The organism is Bradyrhizobium sp. MOS002, from assembly GCF_003020115.1.
Classification (GTDB): Bacteria; Pseudomonadota; Alphaproteobacteria; order Rhizobiales; family Xanthobacteraceae; genus Bradyrhizobium.
Map to the genome: position 1 here is coordinate 317310 of NZ_PYFX01000002.1, position 25567 is coordinate 342876.

Genomic DNA, 25567 nt, shown 5'->3' on the forward strand with positions numbered 1-25567 from the left:
TCGCTACGCTCGCAATGACGGGCGGCTTCTTTCTTGCTTTAGTTTTCTTGCTATAAGTTCGATTCAGCCCCAGCAACCCGGCGTCGAACAATGCAATCCATCCAATCCCCACCCTCCGTCGCCACAGAACCCTTCTCCGACGCCGGCCTCGCCGTCGCCCGCCTCGAAGAGATCTACGAGCGCAACACGAAGTTCCTGCGCGACCGGTTCGAGGCTTACGTCAACGGTGAGGCAATCACGACGCGGGTGCGGGCCTTCTATCCCTTCGTCCGTGTCACCACCGCGACGCATGCGCGGCTGGATTCGCGTCTCGCCTATGGCTTCGTCGCCCGGCCTGGTGTGCACGAGACCAGCGTCACGCGTCCGGATCTGTTCCGGACCTATCTCACCGAGCAGATCGGACTGTTGATCCAGAACCACGGCGTCCCGGTCGAAATCGGCGAGTCCAGCGAACCGATTCCCGTTCACTTCGCCTATCGCCGCGACATCAACATCGAGGCCGCCATCACCACCAGCGAGAACTCGCCCGTGACGCGATCGCTGCGCGATGCGTTCGACGTGCCCGATCTCGCCACCATGGACGATGCCATCGCCGACGGCACTTTCGAGCTCCAGCCCGGCGCGCCCGAGCCGCTGTCCCTGTTTCGCGCGGCGCGCGTCGACTATTCCCTGCGCCGGCTATACCATTACACGGGCACGGACCCCGAATATTTCCAGAATTTCGTGATCTTCACCAACTACCAGTTCTACGTCGACGCCTTCGCGCAGCTCTGCCAGCAGCGGCTTCAGGCTGGCGAGGCCGGCCTCGATGCCTTCGTTGCCCCAGGCAATGTAATCACGCGCAGCGGCGGCGCGACCACCGGCGTCGCGCCCGCGCGTGCGCCGCAGATGCCGGCCTTCCACCTCGTCGCGCCCGGCTATCGCGGCATCACCCTGATCAACATCGGCACCGGTCCGTCCAACGCGCGCAACGTCACCGACCATGTTGCCGTGCTGCGGCCCCATGCCTGGCTGATGCTCGGCCATTGCGCGGGCCTGCGCAACACGCAGCGGCTCGGCGACTACGTGCTCGCCCATGGCTATGTGCGCGAGGACCATGTGCTCGATCGCGAGTTGCCGCTGTGGGTGCCGATCCCGGCGCTCGCGGAGATGCAGGTGGCGCTCGAGGAGGCCGTCGAGGACGTCACCGGGCTCGAAGGTTTCGAGCTCAAGCGCCTGATGCGTACCGGCACCGTCGCCAGCGTCGACAACCGCAATTGGGAGATCAGCGGGCCCGATGTCATTCGCCGCTTGTCGCAATCGCGCGCGGTTGCGCTCGACATGGAATCGGCCGCGATTGCCGCCAACGGCTACCGCTTTCGCGTCCCCTACGGCACGCTGCTGTGCGTCTCCGACAAGCCGCTGCACGGCGAGATCAAGCTCGCGGGCATGGCCAGCGAATTCTACCGCCGCCGCGTCGGCCAGCATCTCGAGATCGGCCTGAAGGCGCTGGAACGGCTCAAGCAGCAGGAATCCGAGCGGCTGCATTCGCGAAAGCTCCGCAGTTTCGCCGAAGTTGCATTTCAGTAGGGCGAAGGGTTGCCTTTGCTGCTGACAAGCAGCCGGATTTTCGGCATTTTCGGCGCGGGGGTCGACCGGGACGACTTGATGCCACTCATGCGCGACAGGATCATTGGCCATGATCTGGAACGGCTCGCCTTTCGCTTCACCATGCTGAATGACGGCGAGGTCGTGCAGTGCCAGATCAGCGACGCAGCGATGGACGAGCTTGCGGGCATGCAGGGCACCGAAAGCAGCGCGCGGCAGGCCCAGTTCCTGTCGTTGCGCGAGACCATCGAGCGGCTCGCCTCAGACCTCTACGACGAGGCGCCGCGGGTCAGGGGTCATGTGGTGCGGATCTTTACGCGACATTTGCAGCGGTAGCGCTGCTCCGGCCTCCGCCGTTATGCCCCGGAGCAGTTCATCGGTTGGTCAAGATCCGGTCTTGCCGGGCTTACCTTCCCGCTGGCAGCCATTTTCGATGAGCGTCAGTTCCTCTAAAGCATTCGCTAACCAAGCAACCTTTTCGCGGCAATCTTAAGACCTGCGAAACCAGCCGTTATACAGCTATGAATTGATGACCCGTACAGGTTAGGTCACGAAAATAAAAGCCTCACGAGTGATCGCGTGACAAAAGATAGTGTTGGAATCGACGCGATCCGCGGGTCCGGTCATGACGTCAACCCGGACAAGACGCCGCCAAAGAATTGGCGGCTTGCAATCCTCGTAGCGGTCGGATGCGGACTTGTGGGCCTTGCGCTCCGCTATGTCGCCCGGCAGCACGCGACCGACGACGCCATTCAGCATCTGATCCCCTGGTATGTCTTTGCTCGCGATCACGGAGTCGCCGGGCTGGCCGAAGCCTTTACCAACTACACGCCGTTCTACAGTTACCTCCTGCTGATTGTCGCCCGATTTGATTGGCTAGGCCAGCCACTTTCCCTCGTGAAAGCGATCTCGGCAGTATTCGAGTTGGGCTGCGCGATCGTTGTGGCCCAGATCGTCTGGCGAGCTACAGAGCTGCCATTGCGCGCCTCCCTGGCCTTCTGCGCTATTTGGCTTGCACCGACGGTGATCTTCAACGGCGCAGTGTGGGCGGAGAGTGATTCGATCTGGACCTTCTTCACGCTGGTTTCCGTAGCGCTGTTCATGCGGGACCGAAACGGCGTTGCGTCATTTGCGATGGCCTTTTCGGTGAAGGCTCAGGGCGTGTTCCTGGGCCCCTTCGTGCTCGGCATGATTCTGCGCCGCAGGATCCACCCGGCATGGCTCGCCACCGTTCTCGGGATCTACGTGGTTCTCGCCATTCCGGTTCTCGTCGCCGGCAGATCCTTGGCCTCCGTGTTCGCGGTCTATTTGGACCAAGCTCACACATTCAATCGCCTCACCATGAACGCGGCGAACATCTGGGTGTTGGCCGGGGGAACGCCGTACGCGATCGGAGTTGCCGTCGGCATGGTGCTCGCGGCGGCGAGCGGGCTCGCCTTGTCGATCTTCATCGCGCGCTCTCAACGGGCGGGGCCTGAGTTTATTCTGCTCGCCGCGTGTGTATCGCTCATGCTCATGCCGTATCTGCTCCCGAAGATGCACGAGCGGTACTTCTACGCGTTCGAACTTGCGTCGATCGCGCTAGCCTGCCTCAATCCGCGCTATTTGCCTTTCGCGGTGATTGCTCAAGTCGACGGCGTGTTATCCTATCTCGCGTTCGAAAACGGAATCGTCCTGGGCGTGCTGCCGGCGGCGCTCTGCAACAGCCTTCTCGTGTACTACCTCGTGCTTGATCTTTGGCGCGGCGAACGTGGATTTCGCTTTCCGAAGCTTGCTTGGCTCGGCTTCATCGCGTCGACCGCGGGATTGTTCTCCTACCTGGTCTTTGAAGGGCCCGGTTTGAACATATCGCCCCTGTACCTGCTGACCACGGGTCTCGTCACAGTTGCGGCGCTGCTGCTCCTGAAAGAGTCGCGGAGCGACCTGGCCGATGGCCCGGACCAGTTGCTTCAATCCTGAGCGTCCGGGCTCATCCAGCCTTCAACTGTCAAACATGATCACGCTGCGCAGCGTCTTGCCGGCCTTCATGTTGGCAAAACCTTCGTTGATCTCGGAGAGCTTCAGCTTGGCCGAGATCCAGTCTTCCAGGTGCAGCCGGCCGCGCAGGTAGAAATCCACCAGCCGCGGCATGTCGACACGAAAATGGTTCGAGCCCATCGAGGAGCCCTGGATCCTGCGCTCGCGCAGGAAGTCGAATCCATGCAGCTCGATCTTCTGGCCGAACGGAATCATGCCGACGATGGTCGCCGTGCCGCCCGAGGCGAGCATGCCGAAGGCCTGCTCGGCGGTCTCCTTGCGGCCGAGCACCTCGAAGGAATGATGCACGCCGCCATTGGTGAGATCGCGCACCTGCTTCACGACGTCGCCGTCCGCCGGGTTGATGATGTCGGTGGCGCCCAGCTTGGTCGCGAGCTGGAGCTTGGCCGGATTGGTGTCGATGGCAATGATACGGCCGGCGCCCGCGATCTGCGCGCCGTTGATCGCAGCCATGCCGACACCGCCGCAACCGATCACGGCCACTGTCTCGCCGGCCGTCACCTTCGCCGTGTTCACGACCGCGCCGTAACCGGTAATGACGCCGCAGCCGATCAGCGCGGCAAGATCGAGCGGCATCTCCTTGCGGATTTTGACGATCGCGTTCTCGTGCACCAGCATCTGCTCGGCGAAGGACGAGAGGTTGAGGAACTGGTGCAGCTTCTCGGAGCGGGCCCATTGCATCCGATTGGACACGCCCGGCAGCAATTTCACCGTGGTGTCGGTGCAGAGCACCGTGCGGCCCGTGGTGCAATTGTCGCAGGTGCCGCAGAACACGGACAGGCAAGTGACGACATGGTCGCCCGGTTTCACATAGGTGACGTCGGAGCCGACCTGTTCGACGACTCCGGCGGACTCGTGCCCAAGCACCGCGGGCAGCGGATGCGGATAAAGGCCTTCCATGAAGTGCAAATCGGAGTGGCAGAGACCCGCGACCGACGTCCGGATCAGGACCTCGCGCGGGCCCGGCTTCGGCAGGCTGACATCCTCGATGACCAGAGGCTTGTTGACTTCATGGAGGACGGCGGCTTTCATCGAGCACTCCCTATCGCTTTTTTTCTTTGAACGCGGATGCAGCCTACGCTGCCAAAACCAGTTCGCCAACCTCGCTCATGCTGCCTGCGCGATCGCCGAGCAGTAGTGCGGCGATCTTCTGCTGCACGGCATTTTCCGTCAGCCGGAACGGATCGCTCGGCGACACCCGTTGATCGATCACCAGGCGCGACAACAACAGCCTTCGCGCATCGCCACGCATGTCGTGAATACGATGCGCCTCCCAGGCGAGCGCGACGGCACTGGCGACATGATAGAGCAGGCTGGTGGCGCGGCGCGCATCGGCCTCGTTCTCGGCCTTTCCCGCGACCTCGCGTGCGAAGCCGACGGCGCGATCGGTGAGCGTGTGCAGCCGGTCGCGCCAGGACTGCGGCACCGAGGGGCTGTCATCGAGGCGGGCGTGCAGGTCGGCTGCGAGCGCGGATTCGGCGCCGTGGCGGCCGACCGCGCGCCTCAACGCATCAATCGCGACGATGTTGCCGGTGCCTTCCCAGACCGAACCGAGATGCGCGTCGCGCAGCAGGCGGGCGGTCGCGAATTCCTCGATATAGCCGATGCCGCCCCGCATCTCGAGCGCATCGCCACAGACCTTTCGCGCATCGCGGGTGGCGCGGAATTTCAGGGTCGGCGTCAGGATACGCAGCAGTGCGGCCGCATCCTGACTGCCGGCCTCGGCGCGGTCGAGCGCGTCCGCAGTGAGGAAGCTCATCGACAGTGCCTGCTCGACCGGCAGCATGATCTTTAGCATCTGGCGCCGGCCCAGCGGCAGGTCGATGATGCGGTTGCCGAACACGACGCGGTTTTTCGCCACCGTCATCGCGTCATGGTAGGCGCGGCGCATCAGCGCGGTCGATTTGACGCCATTTGAAAGCCGCGACGAGTTCACCATTTCGGCCATCTGCACGAAGCCGCGGTCGAGCTTGCCGACCGCGTAAGCGATCGCGCCTTCGAGCTTGATTTCACCCGAGGCCATCGAGCGCGTGCCGAGCTTGTCCTTCAGGCGCACGATCCGATAGTGGTTCTGCGAACCGTCGTCGAGGAAACGCGGCATCAGGAACAGGCCGACACCGCGCGTGCCGGGGCCGGCACCTTCGGGACGCGCCAGCAGCATCACGATCTTTGCGTCGGCGTTCGAGCAGAACCATTTTTCCCCGGTGAGGCGCCAATGGTCGCCCTCCTGCACGGCCGTCGTGGTCAGCGTGCCGACGTCGGAGCCGCCTTCCTTCTCAGTCATGAACTGGCCGCCTTGCGTCAGCTTGCTCATGTCGGTCTGGGTCAGGCCGTCGAGATATTTCGCCTTCAGCGCGTCGCTGCCGAAACTCGCCAGCAGCTTGGCGCAGCCGTCAGTGACGTTGATCGGGCAGCCCATGCCGAATTCGGTCTGGTTGAACAGGAAGGTGAAGGCGTGCTTGGCGACGACTGGATATTTGTCCGGCCAGCCCATGATGCCCTTGCGGATCGAGAGCGCGTGGATGCCGAACTCGCCGAACGCTGTCTTCTCCAGCTCGTGATAGGCCGGGTGGTATTCGATCCACTGCACGTCGCGGCCGAACTTGTCGCGCTGGTGCAGCACCGGCGTGTGCCGGTCGGCAAGTCGCGCGCAATCGTCGAGATGGCCACCGGCGAGCTCGCCCAGGCGATCGAGATGCGGTTCGATGTGACGGAAGAGCGTCTCCGGCAGATGGATGCGCAGGAGATCGGTGAGCGCCTGATCGGCGCGGTAGAAATTCATGCCGCTGGTATCGGGCGCCAGCAGCCCGGATGGTGCGGCTGCGACCTGTTTTGCCTGCGCGGGGGCCGGCTTCTGCATGATCGTCCTCTTCGTTTCCGCCTTGCAGTCATTTTGCGCTGATTTGCGCTTGCCGCTTCGGATGATGTCGATCATGCTCCTGTCGCGAAAGCGGATAAAGCCGCAAATTGTCAGGGAGGCATGATCGCCGTGAGGGAGCAATTCGCTCTGCGGAATTGTGATCGTCCCGGCTGGTTGTCCGTGCGGACCGTGCATAGATCAGCGGCTTCCCGTCTTCGAGAGATCACGTCATGGAACACCCCAAATACAAGATCGCCCTCATCGTCGGCGCCGGCGAAGGCCTGAGCGCCTCGTTGGCGCGGCTGTTGTCCGCCCAGGGCATCCGCGTCGCACTGGCCGCGCGAAAAATCGAGAAGCTCGGCGCGCTCTGCAGCGAGACCGGCGCCAAGGCCTATGCCTGCAACGCCACCGAGCCTGAGGAGGTCGAGCGCCTGTTCGGCCTGGTCGAACGCGAGATCGGCACGCCCGACTTGGTCGTCTACAACGCCAGCGGCCGCTCGCGCGGGCCGTTCGTCGATCTCGTTCCGGCCGACGTGGCGAACGCCATTGCGGTCAGCGCCTATGGCGGCTTCCTGGTGGCGCAGCAAGCGGCCAGGCGCATGCTGCCGAACCAGCACGGCGCGATCCTGTTCACCGGCGCGTCGGCAAGCGTCAAGGGCTACGCGCAGTCCGCGCCGTTCGCGATGGGCAAGTTCGCGCTGCGCGGGCTCGCGCAGAGCATGGCGCGCGAATTGTCGCCGCAAGGCATCCATGTCGCGCATTTCGTGATCGATGGCGGCATCAGGAGCGCAGCGCGCACGGAAGCGCCGGACAAGCCAGATTCGATGCTCGATCCCGACGCCATCGCGGAGAGCTACTGGAACGTGTTGCAGCAGCCGCGCAGCGCCTGGAGTTGGGAGCTGGAGCTGCGGCCCTGGGTGGAGAAGTTCTGAGGCGATAATTTCACAACGACCGTCATTGCGAGCGAAGCGAAGCAATCCAGAAATGCCGCCGCGGCAAAAGACTGGATTGCTTAGTCGCTTCGCTCCTCGCAATGACGAAAGAGAGGGAGCGGCATGTCCACGGAAACCACCATCGATACCGGCACCAATGAACTCCTCTGCGTGATCCGCGATCGCGTCGCATTGATCACGCTGAACCGGCCGGAGGCGCGCAACTCGCTGTCGGACGCGCTGACCCCGGCGCTGCGCACGATGATCCGCTCCTGCGGCGAGAACCCCGATGTCGGCGCGCTGCTGATCACCGGTGCGGGCGAAGCGTTCTGCGCCGGCGGCAACGTCAAGGGCATGGGCGCGCATCGCGACCCGAAGAAGCTGGAGATGTCCTTTGACGACAAGGTCGCCGATCTCCAGGAGCGGCAGCGCCTGCTCACCGGCGCGCTGGTGTCGGTGCGCAAGCCGACCATCGCGGCGTTGCCGGGGCCGGCGGTCGGCGCGGGGCTCGCCATCGCCATGGCCTGCGACATCCGCATTGCCGCGCAATCGGCCTTCGTCGCCACCGGCTATGCGCGCATCGCGCTCAGCGGCGATTATGGCATCGCGTGGCTGTTGACGCGCCTCGTCGGCACCGCGCGGGCGCGCGAGCTGCTGTTCACCGGCGATCGGGTCGATGCCACCCGTGCCGAAGCCATCGGGCTCGTCAACCGCGTGGTGCCCGATGACAAATTGCAGACCGAGGCTTTTGCATTGGCGAAATCCCTTGCCGAGGGTCCGCGCCTCGCGTTGCGCTACATGAAGGACAATCTCGACGAGGCCCTGCTGTTCGATTTCGAGACCGCGCGCGACCACGAGGCCGCACGTCTGGTCCGCCTGACCACGACTGCCGATCATAAGGAAGCGGTGCAGGCCTTCATCGAGAAGCGCAAGGCGGTGTTCACGGGGAAATAGGCACCTGTTGCCCGGATGGAGCGAAGCGAAATCCGGGACGCTTCAACTGAGGCCTGAATCCCGGATTGCGCTTCGCTCCATCCGGGCTACGAGAAATAAAAAAGAACCCGGCACTGTTTGACCAGGCCGGGCTCGAGTGGTGTCAGGCCGAGGCTGAGGGGCTATCGGCCTGACGGGAAAGAGCGACGAGGCGCCAGCTCGCACAGGGAATGTCCTTCGGTGCGAGGGAGATCTCCTTGTCGAAGCGCACCAGCTTCCAGTCGTCAGGATGTTTGACGAAGGTGAAGTCCGATTTGCGTGCGAGCGAGATCATGGCTGCATTGGAGCGCAGCGTGTCGCCGAACATGTGGTCGGCGCCAAGCGCGGCCGCGCGGCATTCGAGATTCTTCATCAGCACGGTGGCGATGCCGTGGCCCTGCCAGCGGTCGGCAACCGACAGGCCGAACTCGAGCGTCGCGGTTTCGGCATGCAGCGCGTAACGCGCTTCGGCGACGATGGTCTCGAAGCCGTCGACCATCTTCGTTGCGACCACGGTAAAACGCTCGCGCTCGCCGATTTGAAGGAATTCATGCAGGAGGCCCTGCGGCAGTTCGCTGATCGCGCCGAAGAAACGGTTGTAGCGGGACCGCGTCGAGAGCGAGCGAAAATAGTGCTGGAGCTCCTCGGTGTCGCGCGGCTCCACGAAACGAGCGCGCAGCGCCTCGCCGTGCCGCGTACGCAGCGTGTCCGAATACTGCTTCAGATCTTCCGGACGAAGGATGCTCATGACACGCGCCCCAACGGGACCAAAGGGAAAGGGGACCGCCGGCGCCCCCACAGTCAGGCGGCGCCGGCCTGGCGGCCAATCAGGCCCGCCAGAAGGGTTTGTCGGCCTCATAGGCCACGTCGCTCCAGGACAGCCCGACGTCCTGAAGGTCACGTGCGGACCAGTTGGTGAGCTCCCGGCGGGTCCGGTAGCGCTCGTGCCAGACGTGGAGGGTCTCGCCGATCTGATTGATCAGGCCGGGCGCATGATGATTTGTCATCGAATTCTGGGTCAAAGTAGACATTTTCAGCTCCTGGAGCTAAGTTGACCCGTAATATCTGCCTCCTGGTGCGCTGCGACAAACGACAATTTGTACCCCTTCGCATGAAATAACGTCATGTATCCTGTTGCCAGATGACTGCCAGATTGCCCTCCCTGAACGGATTGCGGGCCTTTGAGGCCGCCGCGCGCCATCTCAGCTTCACGCTGGCGGCGTCCGAGCTGAACGTGACCCAGACCGCGATCAGCCATCAGATCCGCAGGCTTGAGGAGGAGCTCGGCATCCGCCTGTTCGTCCGGCAGAACCGCGCGCTGACGCTGACGCCGGAAGCGCGCGACTATTTGCCGGGTGTCCGCGCCGCCTTCAACGACCTTCGCCTCGCCACCGACCGGCTGCTGCGCAAGGACGACGACAAGGTGCTGACGGTCTCGACGCTGGCCTCGCTGGCCGCAAAATGGCTGCTGCCGCGGCTGACCGATTTCCAGGAGCACCATCCCGGCATCGACGTCCGCATCACCACCTCGACCAGTCTCGTCGATTTCCAGCGCGACAATGTCGATGCAGCGATCCGCTACGGGCGCGGCCAGTGGCCGGGTTTGCGCGCCGACTGGCTGATGGCGGACGAGCTGTTTCCGGTGTGCAGCCCGTCTCTGCTGCGTGGCGAAAAGCCGTTGCGCTGTCCCGAAGACCTCAAGAGCCACATGCTGCTGCACACGTCCAATGCCAACAGCGACGACTGGCGGCTGTGGTTGACGGCGGCGGGGCAGCCGGCCGACATCGCCAGGCAGCCCGGCATCACCTTCGACATGATCTTCATGACCATCCAGGCCGCGATCGACGGCATCGGCGTGGCGATGGGGCGGACCTCCTACGTCCGGGACGACATTGCCAAGGGACGACTGGTGGTCCCCTTCAAGATCGCGCTGCCGGCCGATGCCGGCTTCTACCTGGTCGCGCCGGAGGGCCGCCGCGAGGCGCCGAAGCTCGCCGCATTCCGCGAATGGATGATCGCTGCAACGCAGAATAAAGCCTGAAAAATCATCAGCTTCCGCGTCAAAATCGATTGACTCGCAACGTCCCGCGCGGGAAGGGGTATGACAGATTGTCGCAGCAACAATCCGTCGCCTGCCGTGAAAGTCAGTTCCCGGTCCGGCCGCGTCTTCAGGGAGTAACGCCATGGCTGGACCAGCAGCATCAACCAACCCGCCCGAGATCAAGTCGCGCATCGGCGCGATCCTGCGCGCAACGAGCGGCAATTTCCTCGAGCAGTTCGACTTCTTCCTGTTCGGCTTCTATGCCGCCGCCATCGGCAAGGCATTCTTCCCGTCCAGCAACGAGACCGCCTCGCTGCTCAACACTTTCGGCGTGTTCTGGCTCGGCGCATTGATGCGTCCCGTCGGCGCGATCGTGCTCGGCGCCTATATCGACCGCATCGGCCGCCGCAAGGGCCTGATCGTCACGCTCGGCATCATGGCCATCGGCACCGTCGTCATCGCGTTCTGCCCCAGCTATGCGACCATCGGCATCGCCGCGCCTGTTATCGTGCTGATCGGCCGCCTGCTGCAGGGCTTCTCCGCCGGCGTCGAGCTCGGCGGCGTGTCGGTCTATTTGTCGGAGATTTCGACACCCGGTAATCGCGGCTTCTACACCTCGTTCCAGTCCTCGAGCCAGCAGGTCGCGATCTTCGTGGCCTCGATCCTCGGCTACATCCTTTCCGAGGTAATGCCGGCCGACACGGTGGCTGCCTGGGGCTGGCGCATTCCGTTCTTCGTCGGCTGCCTGATCATTCCCCTGATCTTCTTCCTGCGGCGGACGCTCGAGGAGACGCCGGCCTTCCTCGCCATGAAGAAGCATCCGACGGCAAACGAGGTATTCGCCTCCGCGCTCGCCAACTGGCGCATCGTCCTTCTCGGCATGATGATCGCGGTCCTGACCACGACGACGTTCTACTTCGTCACGGTGTACACGCCGACCTTCGGCAAGACCGTGCTCAAGCTGTCGAGCCAGGATGCGCTGCTGGTGACGCTGCTGGTGGCCGTGACCAACTTCTTCTGGAATCCGGTCGGAGGCGCGTTGTCCGACCGCATCGGCCGCAAGCCGGTGCTGATCACGATCGCCTGCCTGTCGCTGGTCACGGCCTATCCGGCGCTGCACTGGCTGGTGGCGGCGCCGACCTTCGGCAAGCTGCTCGCGGTCGAGATGATGTTCTCGTTCTATTTCGGCGTCTACAGCGGCACCATGCTCGGCGCCTTGGTCGAGATCGTGCCGGCGCATGTCCGCACCACCTGCTTCTCGCTCGCCTTCGCGCTGGCGGCCGCCCTGTTCGGCACCTTCACGCCGTTTGCCTCGACCCTGCTGATCGAGCACACCGGCGACAAGGCTTCGCCCGGCTACTGGCTGATGCTGGCGGCGCTGCTCGGCATCATCGCGGCCTCGGTCGTGTATCGAGGCGGCGGCAAGGCGGTGCCGACATATGATACGGCGGTAGAGCCGGTGGCGGGACATTGACGGTCGTTCCGAGGCGCCTCTTCCTTAACCTCTCCCCGTAAGAACGGGGCGAGGGAGCGCACCGCCAGTGCAGCTTAAAGCTCCACCACGACGTAATCGCTCTCGACCTTCACCGTGACAGTCTCGGCAACGTACGGCCCCTTCACGACAGCCGTACCCGGCTCGACATGGGCCGGGTAGGCTTTCACGCGGAAGCGGCGGGGGTCGCAGTAGGACTGGCCGGTGCGGATGTCGAACTCCCAGCCGTGCCAGGGGCAGCGAATGATCTCGCCGAGCTTGGTGTATTCGATCTCACCCGGATCATTCGATTGCGCGAGCCCGATCAGCGGTCCCTCGCACAGCGCCGCGCCCTGATGCGGGCAGCGGTTCATCAGGCCGAAATATTCACCCTTGATGTTGAAGATTGCGATCGGCCGTCCGTCGATCTCCAGAAATTTTCGCGTGCCGGGCGGCAGTTCATCGACCGCGGCAATCACATGCCGCGCCATCAACTGATCCCGTACAGCTTCTTCGCATTGCCCAGATAGAAGGCCTCGCGGTCATCCTCGCTGACGCCCGCGGGCAGCACGCGCGAGGGCTCGTCGTAATCCCAATGCGGATAGTCGGTGGCGAACAGCAGCCGGTCCCAGCCGATCCACTTGATGACGTCGAACAGATCCTCGCGCCGCTCTGGGTCCTCCATCGGCTGCGTCGTCCACCACACCTGCTCGCGGATATATTCCGACGGCGGCCGTTTGACATGCGGCACCTCGCTCCGCAGCCGCTGCCAGACCTTGTCGAGCCGCCACGCCAGCGACGGCGCCCAGCCGAAGCCGGCCTCGATCATCACCATCTTCAATTTCGGGAAGCGCTCGAACACACCCTCCAGCACGAGGCTCGCGAGCGCCGATTGCTGGCACTGCGAATGGCCGACCATCTCCTCGATGTAATAGGAAGGCCAGCCCGACGGCGTGATCGGGTTGCCGCCGAAGCCGAAGGCGTGGACGCCGACGGGCAAGCCGGCCTCTTCCGCGGCCTGATAGATCGGCCAGTAGCGGCGCTGGCCGAGCGGCTCGACATTGCGGCTGAGCAACAGCACCTGCACGAAATTCTTGTCGCCGGCGCGCTCGCGGATTTCCGCGGCGGCCGACAGCCCGTCCTCATTGCCGACGACGATGGACGCCTTCAGCCGCTTGTCCTTGCTGGTCCATTTGTCGATCTGCCAGTCGTTGATCGCAGAGCACAGCGCCGCCGAGAGCTCGTGATTGCGGATGCCCTGCCCGGTGTTGAGCGGATTGAGCACGCCGAGCTGCACGTTGTTGGGGTTGAGCAGCTGCTTCTGCATGAAGGACAGCGATGAGCCCTGCGGCCCGCCTTCGGGCGGATAGGCGTCGCGGCGCGAGGCGTTGGGCTGGGCCTTCGGGTAGGGCGGACCTTCCATCATGCCCTGATAAGCATGGACGCCATAGACTTCGAGATGATGCTGCCAGCGTTTGGCCAGATAGGGATAGAGTTCGGCGCGGGTCGCGCGTGCTGGATGGATGTCGCAGTCCGCGATCGCGGTTTTGACGGCCAGTGGGGAAGCGGCTTCGGAGCTTTCGCGGAACTGAATATTCATCGCCTTGCCTCCTTTGGCAGCGCTAGGTCAGGCGGGGATAGGTCGCATGCGGATTATCGATCATGATCTTGCGCACGAGATCGGGGGTGAGACCTGCGGGCAGCGCCTCCTGGCCGTCGAACTGCCAGTGCGGATAGTCGGTGGAGAATAGGACTAATTCGTCCGACTGCATATGATCAAACAGGCGAATTAATGTCGCCTCATCCGGCGGCGCATCGAATGGCTGCAACGAGAAGCGGATGTTGCTGCGCACAATCTCCAGCGGCGCGCGGTCGACCCACGGCGTCTCCATCCGCACCCCGCGCCAGAACTTGTGAAGGCGCCAGAGAAAGGGCGAGATCCAGGACACCCCGGATTCCAGCATCACCATTTTCAGCTGCGGATATTTGGCGAACACGCCCTCGACGATCAGGCTGGTGAGCTGGGTCTGGAACGCCTGGGCCTGACCGGCATAATCCTCGATGTGATAGGAACCCCAGCCCACGGCGGTCGGCGGATTGTGATAGGCGGAACCGGCATGAATGCCGATCGGCAGTTCCAGCCGTTCTGCCGCCTCGTAGATCGGCCAGAGCGCGCGCTTGCCGAGCGGCGTGTCGCCCATCACCAGCATCAGCACCTGCACGAAGCGGCGATCGGTCGCGCAGCGCTCGATCTCGGCGACGGCTTTCTCGACGCTTTGGGTGGGGATCACGATCGAGCCGCGCAGCCGCGGATCGCGATCGAGCCATTCCTTCACGAGCCACTCGTTCAGTGCGCGGCAGAAGGCGGCCTGCAGATCCTCGGAAAACACCATCTGCACGCCATAGAGTGGATTGCAAATGGCATGCGAGAGCTGAAAGGGATCGAGCACATGGCGCTGCATGTCCGCCAGGCTTTCGCCCGGCTTGCCGCTTTCGGGGCGCCAGTCGGGCCGCGCCGTGATCGGCGAGTTCTGCGGGTAGGATTGCGAGATGAGATCGACCATGCCGCGCGTCGTCACCTGATCGCGCCAATAGTCGTTCAGGTACGGCAGCAGGCTGGTCAGATGCGGCACGGCCGGATGCACATCGCAATCCACCCCGCCGGCGATCAGGGACGCCATGACGTGTCCTTCACGTTTCCTCGTCGCGTCTTTCTCGCGGGCAGCGCTTGGCCGCTCCACGTTTGGCAGCCATTCAAGCAGGCCTGCCCGTTGGCTGCAACTCGGCCAACGGCGCTGTCATATGCTAGAAAGGCTGAGCTCGGTTGCGAAGGTATAAGGGGTCAAGGAATGAAAGAGCTCGTCGGCATTGCGGAACAGGTCGCAGCGAAACTGATCGCCCGCAAACAGACCATTGCCGTGGCGGAATCCTCGACCGGAGGCCTGATCTCGGCCAGCCTTCTCGCGGTGCCCGGCGCGTCCGCCTATTTCCTCGGCGGCGCTGTGGTCTACACCCGCGATGCCAGGCGTGTGCTGATGGATATTTCGGACGAGGGAATGAAGGGCATTCGTTCCTCGTCGGAGCCCTACGCGCAACTGCTGGCCGAGCAGATGCGCAGCCGCTTCAACTGCGACTGGGGCCTGTCCGAGACTGGCGCCGCTGGTCCCACCGGCAATCGCTACGGCGATGCGGCGGGCCATAGCTGTATGGCGGTCGCCGGGCCCGCAGTTGAGGTGATGACGCTGGAGACGGGCAGCAATGACCGCTTCGCCAATATGCAGATGTTTGCGGCGACAGCGCTGAAATTGCTGCTGAAGAATTTGGAGCGGTGAGTTCCGGGGCGCGCGAAGCATCGCGCCAGATCCAGTAGTTGTTTTGCCCGTCATTGCGACCGAAGCGAAGCAATCCGGACTGTTGCCGCGGGCGGATTTCTGGATTGCTTCGTCGCAAGTGCTCCTCGCAATGACGCGAAGGACTAGTCATTGAATAGGGGCGGCGGCACGAACCCGCCGAACTCGCGTTCGATCAGCTCGGCGAGCTTCAGCGGTGTGCGGTCCTCGAGGAAGGGCCCGATGATCTGCACGCCGACCGGCAGCCCGTCCTTCGACAGGCCGAGCGGAGCGGCCGTTGCCGGCAGGCCCGTCAGCGTGGCGATGCCGGGCCAGGCAAGCTGGTCCGGATAGGCGTGGTCCTTGCCATCGATATTGATCCGGCGCTTTTCCTGCTCCGGCGAATGATCATGCGGATAGGCCGGCGTGGGCATGATCGGGCAGATCACCGCATCGAATGTCTTGAACAAGTGCCGCCATTGCGCGCGCAGGCCGGCGCGAGCGCCTTCGTCGAACACCCAGACCTGATGTGTGCTGGTCATGCCGCGCAGCCGCTCGGCAGCAAGGCTCTTGTCCTCAGGCGAGAGCTGCGCCGCGCCGGCACGCGCGCCGGCGAGAATGTCCGGCGGAAAGAAGGCGCCCAGAAAACCCATCAGCATGCGCATGTAAAGGCGAGAGGCATCCGTGAAGTCGGGAAACAGCGGGCTTTCGCGCGATATGCTCGCACCTGCGCGCGACAATTGGTCCGCGAGCTTCTCGATCGCGCTGCGAATCTCGGCATTCGCGGGCAGCAACGGATGGCTGTCGATCACCAGCACGCGGAAATCCTTCAGCGCGCGGTGCCGCGCCTCCGGCAGCGTCAGCTTGTATCCGACACCGAGGTCCAGCGGATCGGGGCCTGCCATCACGTCCAGGAGCAGCGGCAGATCGGCCGCACTTCGCGCCATCGGGCCGATCACCGCCATATCGCGTTCCATCGGTATGGCCGGAAATGGCGGCGGCGTGTGGCCACGCGTTGGACAGAGATTGTAGGTCGGCTTGTGCGCATAGACGCCGCAATGGAAGGCGGGCACGCGCAGCGAGCCGCCGATGTCGGACCCGAGCGAGAGCGGTCCATAGCCTGCCGCGAGCGCCGCAGACGAGCCGCCCGACGAGCCCCCCGGCGTGCGGCCGAGATCGAATGGATTGTTCGTCGTGCCGTAGATCTCGTTGTAGCTCTGCCAATCCGCCAACCCGACGGGCACGTTGGTCTTGCCGAGGATGATGCCGCCGGCATCCTTCACCCGGGCGATCGACAGCGCGTCCTCCGCCGGCTTGAAACCCTTCTGCGGCGTCCAGCCCCAGGTCGTGGGCAGGCCGGCGACGTTGTAGGATTCCTTCACCGTGACGGGGAGGCCGAGCAGCGGCTTCCGCTCGCCGCGCGCCAATGCGGCGTCCGCCTCGCGCGCGGCGCCAAGCGCGCGATCAAAGTCCCGGACGCAGATCGCATTGACCTTGCCGTCGTGACGTTCGATGCGGTCGATCGCATCCTGGGTCAGCTCGACCGCGGAGACCTTCTTCGCGGTCAACGCGGCCGACAGCTCGCCCGCGCTCTTGAAGCTCCATTCGGATTTTGCCACGGCATGCTCCTGCGTTTCATGGACGAGATGATGCGCAGTTTGGCCGAGTGCTGCAACCGGCGTTTGATCGCGATTGATGTGTGAGCAAGGCGGAACGCGGTGAGCCAAGCAACCACTCGCAGTCATCGTCCGGCTTGACCGGGCGATCCAGTATTCCACCGGCGCCGATCGGACACGGAGAGGCCGCGGCGTACTGGATGCCCCGCCTTCGCGGAGCATGACAGCGTCTTACGCCGCGCCGATCAATATGCCCACCGCCAGCACGATCGCGCCGCCGAGCACGATCTGGAACACGGCCTGGAGGAACGGCGTGTCCATGTAGCGTGAGCGGATGAAGGCGATCGCCCACAGCTCGAAGAACACGACAATTCCGGCGATTCCGGTCGCGATCCAGAATGCGTTGGCCCAGCTGTCGGGCACGAGATAGGGCAGGGTGTGCCCAAGGCCGCCGAGCGTCGTCATCAAGCCGCAGGTGAGACCGCGCAGCCAGGGCGAACCACGACCGGTCAGCGAGCCGTCGTCGGACAGCGCTTCCGCAAAACCCATGCTGATGCCGGCACCGATCGAGGCGGCGAGGCCGACAAGAAATGTTTGCCAGTTCTGATGCGTGGCGAAGGCAGCCGCGAACAGCGGCGCCAGCGTCGAGACGGAGCCATCCATCAGGCCGGCGAGACCTGGCTGCACATATTGCAGCACGAACATGCGGCGGTTGGTGCGGTCTTCCTCGGCGCGCACGTCCGAACTCAGGATCTGGTCCGTCAGCTTCGCCGCCACCTCTTCGTGGCCTTTCTCGGCTTCGGCCAGATCGCCCAGCAGGCGGCGCACGCCGACATCCTGCGCCTGTTCGGCGGCCTTCACATAAAAGCGCTCGGCCTGCAATTCCATCGTTTCGACTTCCCTGCGGATGGTGTCGAGCGACAGGTTTTTGGTGAGCCAGACCGGACGGCGGCGCAGGAAGCCTTTGACGTCCTCGCGGCGGATCGGGGGCAAATGCGGACCGAAGCGCTGCTCGTACATTTCCAGCAGCATGTGGCGATGGCCGCGCTCTTCCTCGGCCATCTGCTCGAATATCTTGGCGGAGTCCGGATAGCGCTCCTTGAGGTCTTCGGCGAAGCTCATGTAGATGCGGCTGTCCTCCTCCTCGGAGGAGATCGCGACCGCAAGCACCTCGCGCTCGGTCAGATCGGCAAAATTCTTCACGGCGGCCCTGTCATCAGTTTAGAATAATTCTAAACTATATAGGGCGCCGGGGTTCCCGGGTCAAATCACGCCGCGGCTCTTCGCCAGGAAATCGAGCAGCAGGCGGCTCACCTCGGCCGGCTGCTCCTGTTGCACCCAGTGACCGGCGCCGTCGACGAGGTGGCAGCCGAGCAGCTTCGTGCAGGTCCGCGCCTGCATGGCGTCGAACACGCCGGGGCGCTGATAGGTCCCCCAATCCTGCTTGCCGGAGATGAAGCAGGATGGCACGTCGATGCTGCGGCCGGCCAGCAATTCGAGCTGGCTGTTGAATGCACCCGACGTGCCGCAGCGGTACCATTGCAAGCCGCCCTGGAATCCGGTGCGGCCATATTCGGCGCTGTAATAGGCGAGCTCGCGGTCGGGCAGCCATTGATTGGCGGCGATCGCGGCCGGCGAGGGCATCTCCTTCGCGACCGTCTCGGCCATGGTCTCGTTCAGGTCCATCACATAATAGGTCGGCAGCTTCGCCAGCTCGTTCGCCGACCAGGATTTCAGCGGATACGGCTTGTTGTCGGTCCAGTCCGCGCTCTTGTGATGATAGTAGGCGCGCAGGAAATCATGCACGCCCTGAGGCGCGCGGTGGATGTCGGCATTGGCCGGGCGCGTCGCATAGTACCGTTGATAATGCTTGCGCGGACGCGGCAAGGCGGCGAGCTCGCGATGCACGGGGTCTTCGGCCGGTGGCTTTGCCGGCGCGTCGACCGTGTTGAACGGCAGCGGGGGCGCACCGCCAAACGGCGCGCTCATCATCGCCACCGAACGAAACACGTCGGGCCGCATCAGCGCGCACCAGGCCGCGACCGGGCTGCCGAAATCATGTCCGACCACATCGACCTGCCTGTAGCCGAACGCAGACACCAGCCCGAGCGCATCCCGCACCAGGTTGAAGAGCGAAAACGGCGTGAGATCGCTGTCGTACTCAGCGCTCCATCCCGTCGTCCGGCCATAGCCGCGCTGGTCCGGGGCGATCACGTGATAGCCGGCCGAGCTGAGTGCCGGCATCACCTTGCGCCAGGAGAAGGCGAGCTCCGGAAAGCCGTGCAGCAGCAGGATGCAGGGCCGCCCCTTGGTCTCGAAGCCGGCCTCCAGCACATGCATGCGCAAGCCGTTGATGTCGTCGACATAGCGTGAGCGGATGCCGGCGGGCAGCGGAACGTCGGGGAGCGTCGTCATTGCTTTCTCCACATGGGTGGAATCGTAGGGTGGGCAAAGCGGAGCGTGCCCACCATGCCAAACGAGCTAAGGATGGTGGGCAGGGCGCGCGACGCGCGCGCCTTTGCCCACCCTACGGCATCTCGGCTAGATCACACCGCCGCGCAAACGAAGCCGCCGCCCTTGCGCCGGATCTTCCCCACCGACGGCGAGGGGAAATGCGCGGTGCAGCACAGCGTGTCGGTGTCGCAATAGCGTTCCAGGAAGCTGCGGCGCGTCGTTGCCGCCTTGGCCTGATCGAGGTCGAACTTGACCGACAGCTCCGGATAAAGCGTCTGCAACGGGGAGTGCATGAGGTCGCCGGAGAACACGGCGTCGTCCTTGCCGTGGCCCATTGTGATGGCGATATGGCCCGGCGTGTGGCCCGGCGTCGGCAGGATGCGGACGTGATCGCCGATCTGGTGGTCGTTGCCGACGAGCTCGTGGCGCTTGGCCTCGACCACCGGCAGCACGCTGTCCACGAAGGGCGGAATCTCCGTCTTCGCATTCTGCTCGGTCCAGTGATCGAACTCCTGCTTGGCGAAGACGTAGCGCGCCTTTGGGAAGGTCGGCACCCAGCGGCCGTTCTCCAGCCGCGTGTTCCAGCCGACATGATCGACATGCAGATGCGTGCACATCACGAAGTCGATGTCGTCGACGGAGAATCCGGCAGCGTCGAGCCCGCGCAGATAGGTGTCGTCGGTCTTCATGTTCCATTTCGGGCGCTGCGGCCGCGGCTTGTCGTTGCCGATGCAGCTGTCGACCAGAATGGTGTGGTGCGGCGTCTTGATCACATAGGACTGGAAGCACAGCATCAATGTGTCGCTGTCATCCAGGGCTTTCGCCTCCCTCATCCATGCGCGGTTCTCGGCCAGCAGCTCCGGTGTCAGCCCCGGCAACATCTCCAGTGCCGGCACGAACGAGGTTTCCTGCTCGATGATGCGATGGATGGTGAGATCGCCGACCGCGTATTTCAGGCTCATGAGAACTCCCAGAATTAAGCCGCCGGCGGCACCGAGATCTTCACGGAGGGCCGCTCGAGCATCTTCTGGTGGAACGCGTCGAGCTTCGGATAGGCCTTGCGCCAGCCGCAATCGGCGAAGCGGAAGTCGGCATAGCCGAGTACGCAAACGAGGCCGATCTGCGAGATGTCGAACGGGCCGTTCAGCACTTCAGGCATGTTCTCGAAGCGCGCCATGCCGGTCCAGGCCCGGTTCCAATGGTCGTCCGACCACGCCTGCCATTGCAGGCCCTGCGGCCGCACCATCTTCTCGTAGCGGCACAGCAGCATGGAATCGAGCATGCCGTTGATCAGGGCATGATTGGTCTTGGCCTTCCAGCGCCGCGGACCGTAGTCCGGGATCAGGCTGCCGCCGGCCATCTCGTTGAGATATTCGACGATGACGTAGGAGTCCAATATGACATCGCCGTCATTGGTGATCAGCACCGGCAGCTTCTTCAGCGGCGTGATGCGCGAATAGTCCTCGTTGGCCTGCCCCGGTGCCACCGCTGCCGGCGTGAACTCGATCTTGTCGATCAGCCCGAGTTCGATCGCGGCGATGCGCACCTTGCGGGCGAAGGGCGAGGCGGGGGAGAAGGTGAGCTTCATGGGAAATATCCAAAAATGAAAGTTTTGCTTCGTCATTGCGAGGAGCGAAGCGACGAAGCAATCCAGACTGTCTCCGCCGGACGATCTCTGGATTGCTTCGCTTCGCTCGCAATGACGATGTGGCAGTAAGTGATGATCGCGGCTTACGCCGCGACGATCTCCTGGCGCTGCTCGCCGAGGCCCTCGATGCCGAGCGTGATGACGTCGCCGACATTGAGGAAGGTCGGCGGCTTCATGCCGAGGCCGACGCCGGGCGGCGTGCCGGTCGTGATGATGTCGCCCGGCAGCAGCGTCATGAACTGCGAGACATAGGAGATGCACTTGGCCATCGAGAAGATCATGGTCTTGGTCGAGCCGGTCTGGCGGCGCTGACCGTTGACGTCGAGCCACATCGGCAGGTTCTGCACGTCCTTGATCTCGTCCTTGGTGGCGAGCCAGGGGCCGAGCGGGCCGAATGTGTCGTGCGACTTGCCCTTGGTCCACTGACCCAGGCGCTCGATCTGGAAGGCGCGCTCGGAGACGTCGTTGCAGACGCAGTAGCCGGCGACGTGGTTGAGCGCGTCGGCTTCCGAGACGTATTTTGCGCGGGTGCCGATGATCGCGGCGATCTCGACTTCCCAGTCCAGCTTGGTCGAGCCGCGCGGCTTCTCGACGGCGTCGTTCGGGCCGGACAGCGAGGTGTTGGCCTTCATGAAAATGATCGGCTCGCTCGGGATCTCCGCGCCGGTCTCCTTGGCGTGGTCGCTGTAATTGAGGCCGATCGCCACGAATTTCGACATGCCGGTGACGGGGGCGCCGAGCCGCGGCTTGCCGGAGACGGCGGGCAGCGAGGCGGGATCGAGCGCCGCCAGCTTCTTCAGGCTCTCGGGCGAATAGGCCTCGCCGGTCAGGTCCTTCACATGCGCCGACAGGTCGCGCAACTGGCCGGATTTGTCGATCAGGCCGGGCTTTTCAGCACCCTTCTCGCCGTAACGAACAAGCTTCATTCTCGTTTCTCCCTGGAATGGACCGATCGGTTAAACAGCTTCATGGAACAGGGCGGCGGGAAATTCAACCGCTCAAAGTGAGGCGCATTGCAGCCCTCTCAATTCGGTGGGCGAATGCGCCGGCTTGCGAGCCCCGTGCCCCGGACGCTGCGCAGCATGAAATGCTGCGCTGCTGAGCCGGGGCCCATGTTGCGGCATTCTGGGTCCCGGTTCAGCGGCGCAACGTTGCACGTTGCACCGCGTCCGGGACACGGAGCTCACCCCAGCGCCTCGAACCTGAACGCGTCCCCATCCCGCCTGATGTGCCCAGCCGAGTAATGCCCGCCGATCACGAGCGTCGGGGTGTCGGCAAAACGCGAAAACACCTTGTGCCGGGTTGCCGCCGATTGGGCCGGATCGGTGTCGACGACCGAGCACCAGTCGAGATGCGCCATCTGGCAAGGGTGATGGGCGACGTCGCCCGTGAGCAGACCTTGTTTACCGTCGGACTCGATCAGGACGCTCATATGCCCGGGGCTGTGGCCGGGGGTCGGGATCACGCTGATCTCCTCGCAGAGACGATGGTCGCTTGGGATCAGCTCGATCTGGTCCGCATCGACCACCGGCTTCACGGAATCGTTGAACACCGCGACCTTGTCCGGCTCGGCCGTATAATCGCGCCAATACTCATATTCGGTCTTGCCGAACACATAGCGCGCGTTGGGGAAGGTCGGCACCCATTTGCTATCGACCAGCTTCGTGTTCCAGCCGACATGGTCGACATGAAGATGCGTGCACAGCACGGTATCGATACTCTCGGGCGCAAAGCCCGCCGCTGTCATCGTCTCGAGGAACGGCGTGGTGCGATTGTTCCAGGTCGGGACGTTGCGGCCCTGCTTGTCGTTGCCAAGCCCGGTATCGACCACGATGCGGCGCGAAGGAGTCTCCAGCACCAGTGAATGGATCGACATCTTCAGCCGGCCTTCTTCAGTGGCGAAATGCGGGATCAGCCAGGGCAGCTTCCGGATTTCATCGTTGGTCGCTGCCGGCAGGATGAAGCGGGTTGAACCGACCGTCTCCATTTCGACGAGTTTCGTGATCTTGACCTTGCCGATTTTCCACTGCATCCGGCGCATCCCCATGTTCTTGTTTGATGTTCTTGCTTTGTGACGGAACATGCGCAGTTTCGCGGGCAGGCGCAATGGATCATCTGGCGCAGTGCGGCGTTATCGCGGGAACCCAGGGAAAGCAAAAGGCCCAGCCATGCCAGAGCTCGCAATCTCCGCGGAGAAGGTCGCCTTCATCATCGAAAAGGCGCGTGAATTCGACGTCAAGCAGGCGGATTCCGATCCGGATTCCGGCTCGAACGCGACGGATGACGACGCGGTCGACGTCCTCGAGGATGACGGCACCGATCCGGTCGTCAACGAACTCGGAAGTTTCATCGTGGCCATGAACGAGGACGAGCAGATCGATCTCGTTACGCTGACCTGGCTCGGCCGCGGCGACGGCACGATCGACGATTGGGACGATTTGCGCGCACGCGCCGTCGAGGCCCGTGCCGAGTATCGCAGTCCCCGGCGCGAGACGGCGCATTATCTGCTCGGTGAGCCGATGCTGGGCGATCTGCTCGCCGACGGGCTCGATGAATTCGGCGTCGACTGGACCGAGGGAGGCCTCGTGGCCGATTCATCCTCTCCCAGCCAGCGGGATGAAGACGAGATCACCAAGCAGCGGTGATCCTGGCCGATACTAGCGCGCGCAGTCGACGACCACCGTGCCGAGCTTGTCGCCTTTCTCGACGGCGACATGGGCCTGCGCCGTTTCCGACAGCGCGAACTTCGCCGCGACGTTGTGGATTCGCGGCCCCGCCGCCAGCCATTTCGAGATGTCGGCCTGCGCCGCCGCAAGCTGCGCCGGCGGCAGCGCGAACAAGACGAGCGAGCGGAGCGTGATGCACTTCTCCATCAGCTCACGCATCGGCACGTTCGGCGTGCGGTTGCCGTTCGTCGCGTAGACCGCGATTGTCGAATTCATGGCCATCAACTTCAGGGTCGTCGCGATGTTGCCACCGAAATCGACATCGACCAATTGGTCGACCCCGCGTCCACCGGTGAAGGCCATCGCCTTGGCAACGACGTCTTCGTCCCTGTAATTGACCACGAGATCGGCACCAGCCTGTCGCGCCTGCTCGCCTTTCATCGCCGAGCTGACGGTCGCGATCACCTGCGCGCCGCCCCATTTCGCGAGTTGCACGGCGTAATGTCCGACCGCACCAGCGCCGCCGGTGACCAGCACGGTCTTGCCCACGACCGGTCCGTCCGCAAACAGGGAGCACCACGCCGTCATGGCGGGAATGCCCAGCGTCGCGCCTTCCGCAAAAGAGAGATTGTCCGGCAACGGCGTCACCAGATGCTCGGCAAGCGCGATATATTCGGCCGCGGTGCCAAAGGCGCGGCCGTTGCGCTGGCCATTGAACAGCCAGACCCTGTCGCCGATCTTGAACCGCGTCGCGCCATCGCCGATCTGGTCGATAAAGCCCGCGCCATCGCTGTTCGGAATGACACGCGAAAATTCCTTCGCGCGATAGCTGCCGCCGCGCCGGCCGACATCGGCCGGGTTGACGCCGGAGGCTTCCAGGCGAATACGAACTTCGCCTGGGCCGGCGACCGGCGTCGTCATCTCACCATAGGTGAGCACGTCCGCCGCCGGTCCTGTGTCCTCGTACCAGACTGCCCTCACAGGGTTCCCGGGAAAGCGCCACCATCGAGCAGAAGGTTCTGACCGGTGATGAAGCCGGCCCTGCTGCCGCACAGGAAGGCGCAGGCATAGCCGAACTCGTCGGGGTCGCCGAAGCGGCCCGCGGGGTTGAGCTTGGCGCGCTCGGCCAGAACCTGGTCCGGCGTGATGCCGCGCTTCTCGGATTCCCCCTTCGCGGTGCTGCGCAGGCGGTCGGTCTCGAACGGGCCCGGCAACAAGCCGTTGATGGTGACGTTGTTGATCACGGTCTTGCGCGACAGGCCGGCGATGAAGCCGGTGAGGCCGGCGCGGGCGCCGTTGGAGAGACCGAGGATGTCGATCGGCGCCTTCACCGCGGCCGAGGTGATGTTGACGATGCGGCCGAACTTGCGCGCCATCATGCCGTCCACGGTCGATTTGATCAGCTCGATCGGGGTCAGCATGTTGGCGTCGATCGCCTTGATCCAGTCGTCGCGGGTCCAGTTGCGGAAATCGCCGGGCGGCGGGCCGCCGGCATTGTTGATCAGGATATCGGGCTCGGGGCAGGCCTTCAGCACCGCCTCGCGGCCCGCCGGCGTCGTGATGTCGCCGACGATCTCGGTAACAGTCACATCAGGATAGGCCTTGCGGATGTCGTCGGCCGTCTTCTTCAGGGCCTCGGCGCCGCGCGCGGTCAGCGTGACGTGAACGCCGGCCTCGGCCAGCGAGATGGCGCAGGCGCGTCCGAGGCCTTTGCTGGATGCGCAGACGATGGCGCGGCGGCCTTTGATCCCAAGATCCACTGTTTCACTCCCGTAATGTCAGGCAGGTTTTTAGAGCCGCCACTCTAGCCAACCTTGGCGCCGCTGATAAGGGACGGGCTCGCATCAAAATGCATGCAGGCTTGCGCGGCGATGCAAATGTGCGGGCATGATCCGGACCCGAAGGGCCCGTTAGCGAAAAGTGTGCAGAGGTTTTCCGGAAAGATCATGTCCGG

At 63.9% G+C, this 25567-nt stretch carries 25 protein-coding genes; 9 read left to right on the forward strand and 16 right to left on the reverse strand.

The window, feature by feature from the left end:
- Positions 1-90 precede the first annotated feature (90 nt).
- From C7G41_RS06155 to C7G41_RS06165, 3 genes are all read left to right on the forward strand, one after another.
- Positions 91-1569, forward strand: a complete 1479-nt coding sequence (locus C7G41_RS06155; RefSeq protein ID WP_106941727.1) for an AMP nucleosidase — start codon at positions 91-93, stop codon at positions 1567-1569.
- A 78-nt stretch (positions 1570-1647) separates the two neighbouring features.
- Complete coding sequence (locus tag C7G41_RS06160; protein ID WP_026233404.1) at positions 1648-1923, forward strand: DUF1488 family protein; 276 nt, start codon at positions 1648-1650, stop codon at positions 1921-1923.
- Between the two features lie 243 nt (positions 1924-2166).
- The gene (locus tag C7G41_RS06165) at positions 2167-3546 is read left to right on the forward strand and encodes a hypothetical protein (RefSeq protein ID WP_106941728.1); all 1380 of its coding nucleotides are present in this window, start codon (positions 2167-2169) and stop codon (positions 3544-3546) included.
- Between the two features lie 21 nt (positions 3547-3567).
- On the opposite strand, the gene C7G41_RS06170 is transcribed toward C7G41_RS06165, so the two are convergent.
- Entirely contained in the window at positions 3568-4656 is a 1089-nt protein-coding gene (locus C7G41_RS06170) for a Zn-dependent alcohol dehydrogenase (RefSeq protein ID WP_027515339.1), read from the reverse strand.
- Positions 4657-4699: 43 nt separating this feature from the next.
- The gene (locus C7G41_RS06175; RefSeq protein WP_106942174.1) at positions 4700-6484 is read right to left on the reverse strand and encodes an acyl-CoA dehydrogenase family protein; all 1785 of its coding nucleotides are present in this window, start codon (positions 6482-6484) and stop codon (positions 4700-4702) included.
- A 230-nt stretch (positions 6485-6714) separates the two neighbouring features.
- On the opposite strand from C7G41_RS06175, the gene C7G41_RS06180 reads away from it, so the two are divergent.
- Together C7G41_RS06180 and C7G41_RS06185 are read left to right on the forward strand one after the other, a co-directional pair.
- The gene (locus tag C7G41_RS06180) at positions 6715-7416 is read left to right on the forward strand and encodes an SDR family NAD(P)-dependent oxidoreductase (protein ID WP_106941729.1); all 702 of its coding nucleotides are present in this window, start codon (positions 6715-6717) and stop codon (positions 7414-7416) included.
- Between the two features lie 123 nt (positions 7417-7539).
- Positions 7540-8370, forward strand: a complete 831-nt coding sequence (locus tag C7G41_RS06185; RefSeq protein WP_106941730.1) for an enoyl-CoA hydratase — start codon at positions 7540-7542, stop codon at positions 8368-8370.
- A gap of 142 nt (positions 8371-8512) precedes the next feature.
- Here C7G41_RS06185 and C7G41_RS06190 read toward each other — a convergent pair whose 3' ends face one another.
- The gene (locus C7G41_RS06190; protein WP_106941731.1) at positions 8513-9136 is read right to left on the reverse strand and encodes a GNAT family N-acetyltransferase; all 624 of its coding nucleotides are present in this window, start codon (positions 9134-9136) and stop codon (positions 8513-8515) included.
- Between the two features lie 79 nt (positions 9137-9215).
- The gene (locus C7G41_RS06195) at positions 9216-9419 is read right to left on the reverse strand and encodes a DUF1127 domain-containing protein (protein ID WP_106941732.1); all 204 of its coding nucleotides are present in this window, start codon (positions 9417-9419) and stop codon (positions 9216-9218) included.
- Positions 9420-9529: 110 nt separating this feature from the next.
- Here C7G41_RS06195 and C7G41_RS06200 point away from each other — a divergent pair, with 110 nt between their 5' ends.
- Positions 9530-10429: a transcriptional regulator GcvA gene (locus C7G41_RS06200; protein ID WP_106941733.1), complete on the forward strand. Its 900-nt coding sequence runs from the start codon at positions 9530-9532 to the stop codon at positions 10427-10429.
- Between the two features lie 142 nt (positions 10430-10571).
- Positions 10572-11903 (forward strand): MFS transporter, encoded by a 1332-nt coding sequence (locus tag C7G41_RS06205; RefSeq protein WP_106941734.1) that lies wholly within the window; start codon positions 10572-10574, stop codon positions 11901-11903.
- 74 nt (positions 11904-11977) lie between these two features.
- On the opposite strand, the gene C7G41_RS06210 is transcribed toward C7G41_RS06205, so the two are convergent.
- Genes C7G41_RS06210 through C7G41_RS06220 form a run of 3 tightly spaced genes read right to left on the reverse strand, consistent with a single transcriptional unit; the run spans position 11978 to position 14581 of the window.
- A complete protein-coding gene (locus C7G41_RS06210; protein WP_106941735.1) occupies positions 11978-12391 on the reverse strand; it encodes a Rieske (2Fe-2S) protein in 414 nt (137 codons plus the stop codon).
- Positions 12391-13500: an amidohydrolase family protein gene (locus C7G41_RS06215; RefSeq protein WP_106941736.1), complete on the reverse strand. Its 1110-nt coding sequence runs from the start codon at positions 13498-13500 to the stop codon at positions 12391-12393. The genes C7G41_RS06210 and C7G41_RS06215 overlap by 1 nt, the downstream gene beginning before the upstream one ends.
- 22 nt (positions 13501-13522) lie before the next feature.
- The gene (locus C7G41_RS06220; RefSeq protein WP_106941737.1) at positions 13523-14581 is read right to left on the reverse strand and encodes an amidohydrolase family protein; all 1059 of its coding nucleotides are present in this window, start codon (positions 14579-14581) and stop codon (positions 13523-13525) included.
- Between the two features lie 168 nt (positions 14582-14749).
- On the opposite strand from C7G41_RS06220, the gene C7G41_RS06225 reads away from it, so the two are divergent.
- On the forward strand, positions 14750-15232 hold the full coding sequence (locus C7G41_RS06225) for a CinA family protein (protein ID WP_106941738.1): 483 nt from the start codon (positions 14750-14752) through the stop codon (positions 15230-15232).
- 143 nt (positions 15233-15375) lie between these two features.
- Here C7G41_RS06225 and C7G41_RS06230 read toward each other — a convergent pair whose 3' ends face one another.
- From C7G41_RS06230 to C7G41_RS06260, 7 genes are all read right to left on the reverse strand, one after another.
- Entirely contained in the window at positions 15376-16848 is a 1473-nt protein-coding gene (locus C7G41_RS06230; RefSeq protein ID WP_106941739.1) for an amidase, read from the reverse strand.
- Between the two features lie 228 nt (positions 16849-17076).
- The gene (gene mbfA / locus C7G41_RS06235; RefSeq protein ID WP_106941740.1) at positions 17077-18048 is read right to left on the reverse strand and encodes an iron exporter MbfA; all 972 of its coding nucleotides are present in this window, start codon (positions 18046-18048) and stop codon (positions 17077-17079) included.
- A gap of 60 nt (positions 18049-18108) precedes the next feature.
- Positions 18109-19260: an alpha/beta fold hydrolase gene (locus C7G41_RS06240; protein ID WP_199198216.1), complete on the reverse strand. Its 1152-nt coding sequence runs from the start codon at positions 19258-19260 to the stop codon at positions 18109-18111.
- Positions 19261-19391: 131 nt separating this feature from the next.
- On the reverse strand, positions 19392-20261 hold the full coding sequence (locus tag C7G41_RS06245) for an MBL fold metallo-hydrolase (protein WP_106941742.1): 870 nt from the start codon (positions 20259-20261) through the stop codon (positions 19392-19394).
- A gap of 14 nt (positions 20262-20275) precedes the next feature.
- Positions 20276-20887 (reverse strand): glutathione S-transferase family protein, encoded by a 612-nt coding sequence (locus tag C7G41_RS06250; protein WP_106941743.1) that lies wholly within the window; start codon positions 20885-20887, stop codon positions 20276-20278.
- Between the two features lie 143 nt (positions 20888-21030).
- Complete coding sequence (locus C7G41_RS06255) at positions 21031-21873, reverse strand: fumarylacetoacetate hydrolase family protein (RefSeq protein WP_106941744.1); 843 nt, start codon at positions 21871-21873, stop codon at positions 21031-21033.
- Between the two features lie 257 nt (positions 21874-22130).
- On the reverse strand, positions 22131-22979 hold the full coding sequence (locus C7G41_RS06260) for an MBL fold metallo-hydrolase (RefSeq protein WP_199198217.1): 849 nt from the start codon (positions 22977-22979) through the stop codon (positions 22131-22133).
- Positions 22980-23115: 136 nt separating this feature from the next.
- Between C7G41_RS06260 and C7G41_RS06265 the strand changes: the two genes are divergently transcribed.
- Positions 23116-23592, forward strand: coding sequence for a DUF3775 domain-containing protein (locus tag C7G41_RS06265; protein ID WP_106941746.1), 477 nt, complete (start codon positions 23116-23118; stop codon positions 23590-23592).
- 12 nt (positions 23593-23604) lie between these two features.
- Here the strand turns inward: C7G41_RS06265 and C7G41_RS06270 are convergent, their stop codons facing one another.
- Positions 23605-24594, reverse strand: a complete 990-nt coding sequence (locus tag C7G41_RS06270; protein WP_106941747.1) for an NADPH:quinone reductase — start codon at positions 24592-24594, stop codon at positions 23605-23607.
- Positions 24591-25373: an SDR family oxidoreductase gene (locus tag C7G41_RS06275; RefSeq protein ID WP_027570121.1), complete on the reverse strand. Its 783-nt coding sequence runs from the start codon at positions 25371-25373 to the stop codon at positions 24591-24593. The genes C7G41_RS06270 and C7G41_RS06275 overlap by 4 nt, the downstream gene beginning before the upstream one ends.
- Positions 25374-25567 lie beyond the last annotated feature (194 nt).

Bases quoted from the DNA above. Each gene is read 5' to 3' on its own strand.
- C7G41_RS06195 (WP_106941732.1), bottom strand. From the start codon at position 9,419: ATGTCTACTTTGACCCAGAATTCGATGACAAATCATCATGCGCCCGGC.
- C7G41_RS06160 (WP_026233404.1), top strand. From the start codon at position 1,648: ATGCCACTCATGCGCGACAGGATCATTGGCCATGATCTGGAACGGCTC.
- C7G41_RS06155 (WP_106941727.1), top strand. From the start codon at position 91: ATGCAATCCATCCAATCCCCACCCTCCGTCGCCACAGAACCCTTCTCC.
- C7G41_RS06210 (WP_106941735.1), bottom strand. From the start codon at position 12,391: ATGGCGCGGCATGTGATTGCCGCGGTCGATGAACTGCCGCCCGGCACG.
- C7G41_RS06205 (WP_106941734.1), top strand. From the start codon at position 10,572: ATGGCTGGACCAGCAGCATCAACCAACCCGCCCGAGATCAAGTCGCGC.
- C7G41_RS06220 (WP_106941737.1), bottom strand. From the start codon at position 14,581: ATGGCGTCCCTGATCGCCGGCGGGGTGGATTGCGATGTGCATCCGGCC.
- C7G41_RS06185 (WP_106941730.1), top strand. From the start codon at position 7,540: ATGTCCACGGAAACCACCATCGATACCGGCACCAATGAACTCCTCTGC.
- C7G41_RS06170 (WP_027515339.1), bottom strand. From the start codon at position 4,656: ATGAAAGCCGCCGTCCTCCATGAAGTCAACAAGCCTCTGGTCATCGAG.
- C7G41_RS06255 (WP_106941744.1), bottom strand. From the start codon at position 21,873: ATGAAGCTTGTTCGTTACGGCGAGAAGGGTGCTGAAAAGCCCGGCCTG.
- C7G41_RS06260 (WP_199198217.1), bottom strand. From the start codon at position 22,979: ATGCAGTGGAAAATCGGCAAGGTCAAGATCACGAAACTCGTCGAAATG.
- C7G41_RS06225 (WP_106941738.1), top strand. From the start codon at position 14,750: ATGAAAGAGCTCGTCGGCATTGCGGAACAGGTCGCAGCGAAACTGATC.
- C7G41_RS06215 (WP_106941736.1), bottom strand. From the start codon at position 13,500: ATGAATATTCAGTTCCGCGAAAGCTCCGAAGCCGCTTCCCCACTGGCC.
- C7G41_RS06240 (WP_199198216.1), bottom strand. From the start codon at position 19,260: ATGACGACGCTCCCCGACGTTCCGCTGCCCGCCGGCATCCGCTCACGC.
- C7G41_RS06180 (WP_106941729.1), top strand. From the start codon at position 6,715: ATGGAACACCCCAAATACAAGATCGCCCTCATCGTCGGCGCCGGCGAA.
- C7G41_RS06245 (WP_106941742.1), bottom strand. From the start codon at position 20,261: ATGAGCCTGAAATACGCGGTCGGCGATCTCACCATCCATCGCATCATC.
- C7G41_RS06265 (WP_106941746.1), top strand. From the start codon at position 23,116: ATGCCAGAGCTCGCAATCTCCGCGGAGAAGGTCGCCTTCATCATCGAA.
- C7G41_RS06175 (WP_106942174.1), bottom strand. From the start codon at position 6,484: ATGCAGAAGCCGGCCCCCGCGCAGGCAAAACAGGTCGCAGCCGCACCA.
- C7G41_RS06190 (WP_106941731.1), bottom strand. From the start codon at position 9,136: ATGAGCATCCTTCGTCCGGAAGATCTGAAGCAGTATTCGGACACGCTG.
- C7G41_RS06200 (WP_106941733.1), top strand. From the start codon at position 9,530: ATGACTGCCAGATTGCCCTCCCTGAACGGATTGCGGGCCTTTGAGGCC.
- C7G41_RS06250 (WP_106941743.1), bottom strand. From the start codon at position 20,887: ATGAAGCTCACCTTCTCCCCCGCCTCGCCCTTCGCCCGCAAGGTGCGC.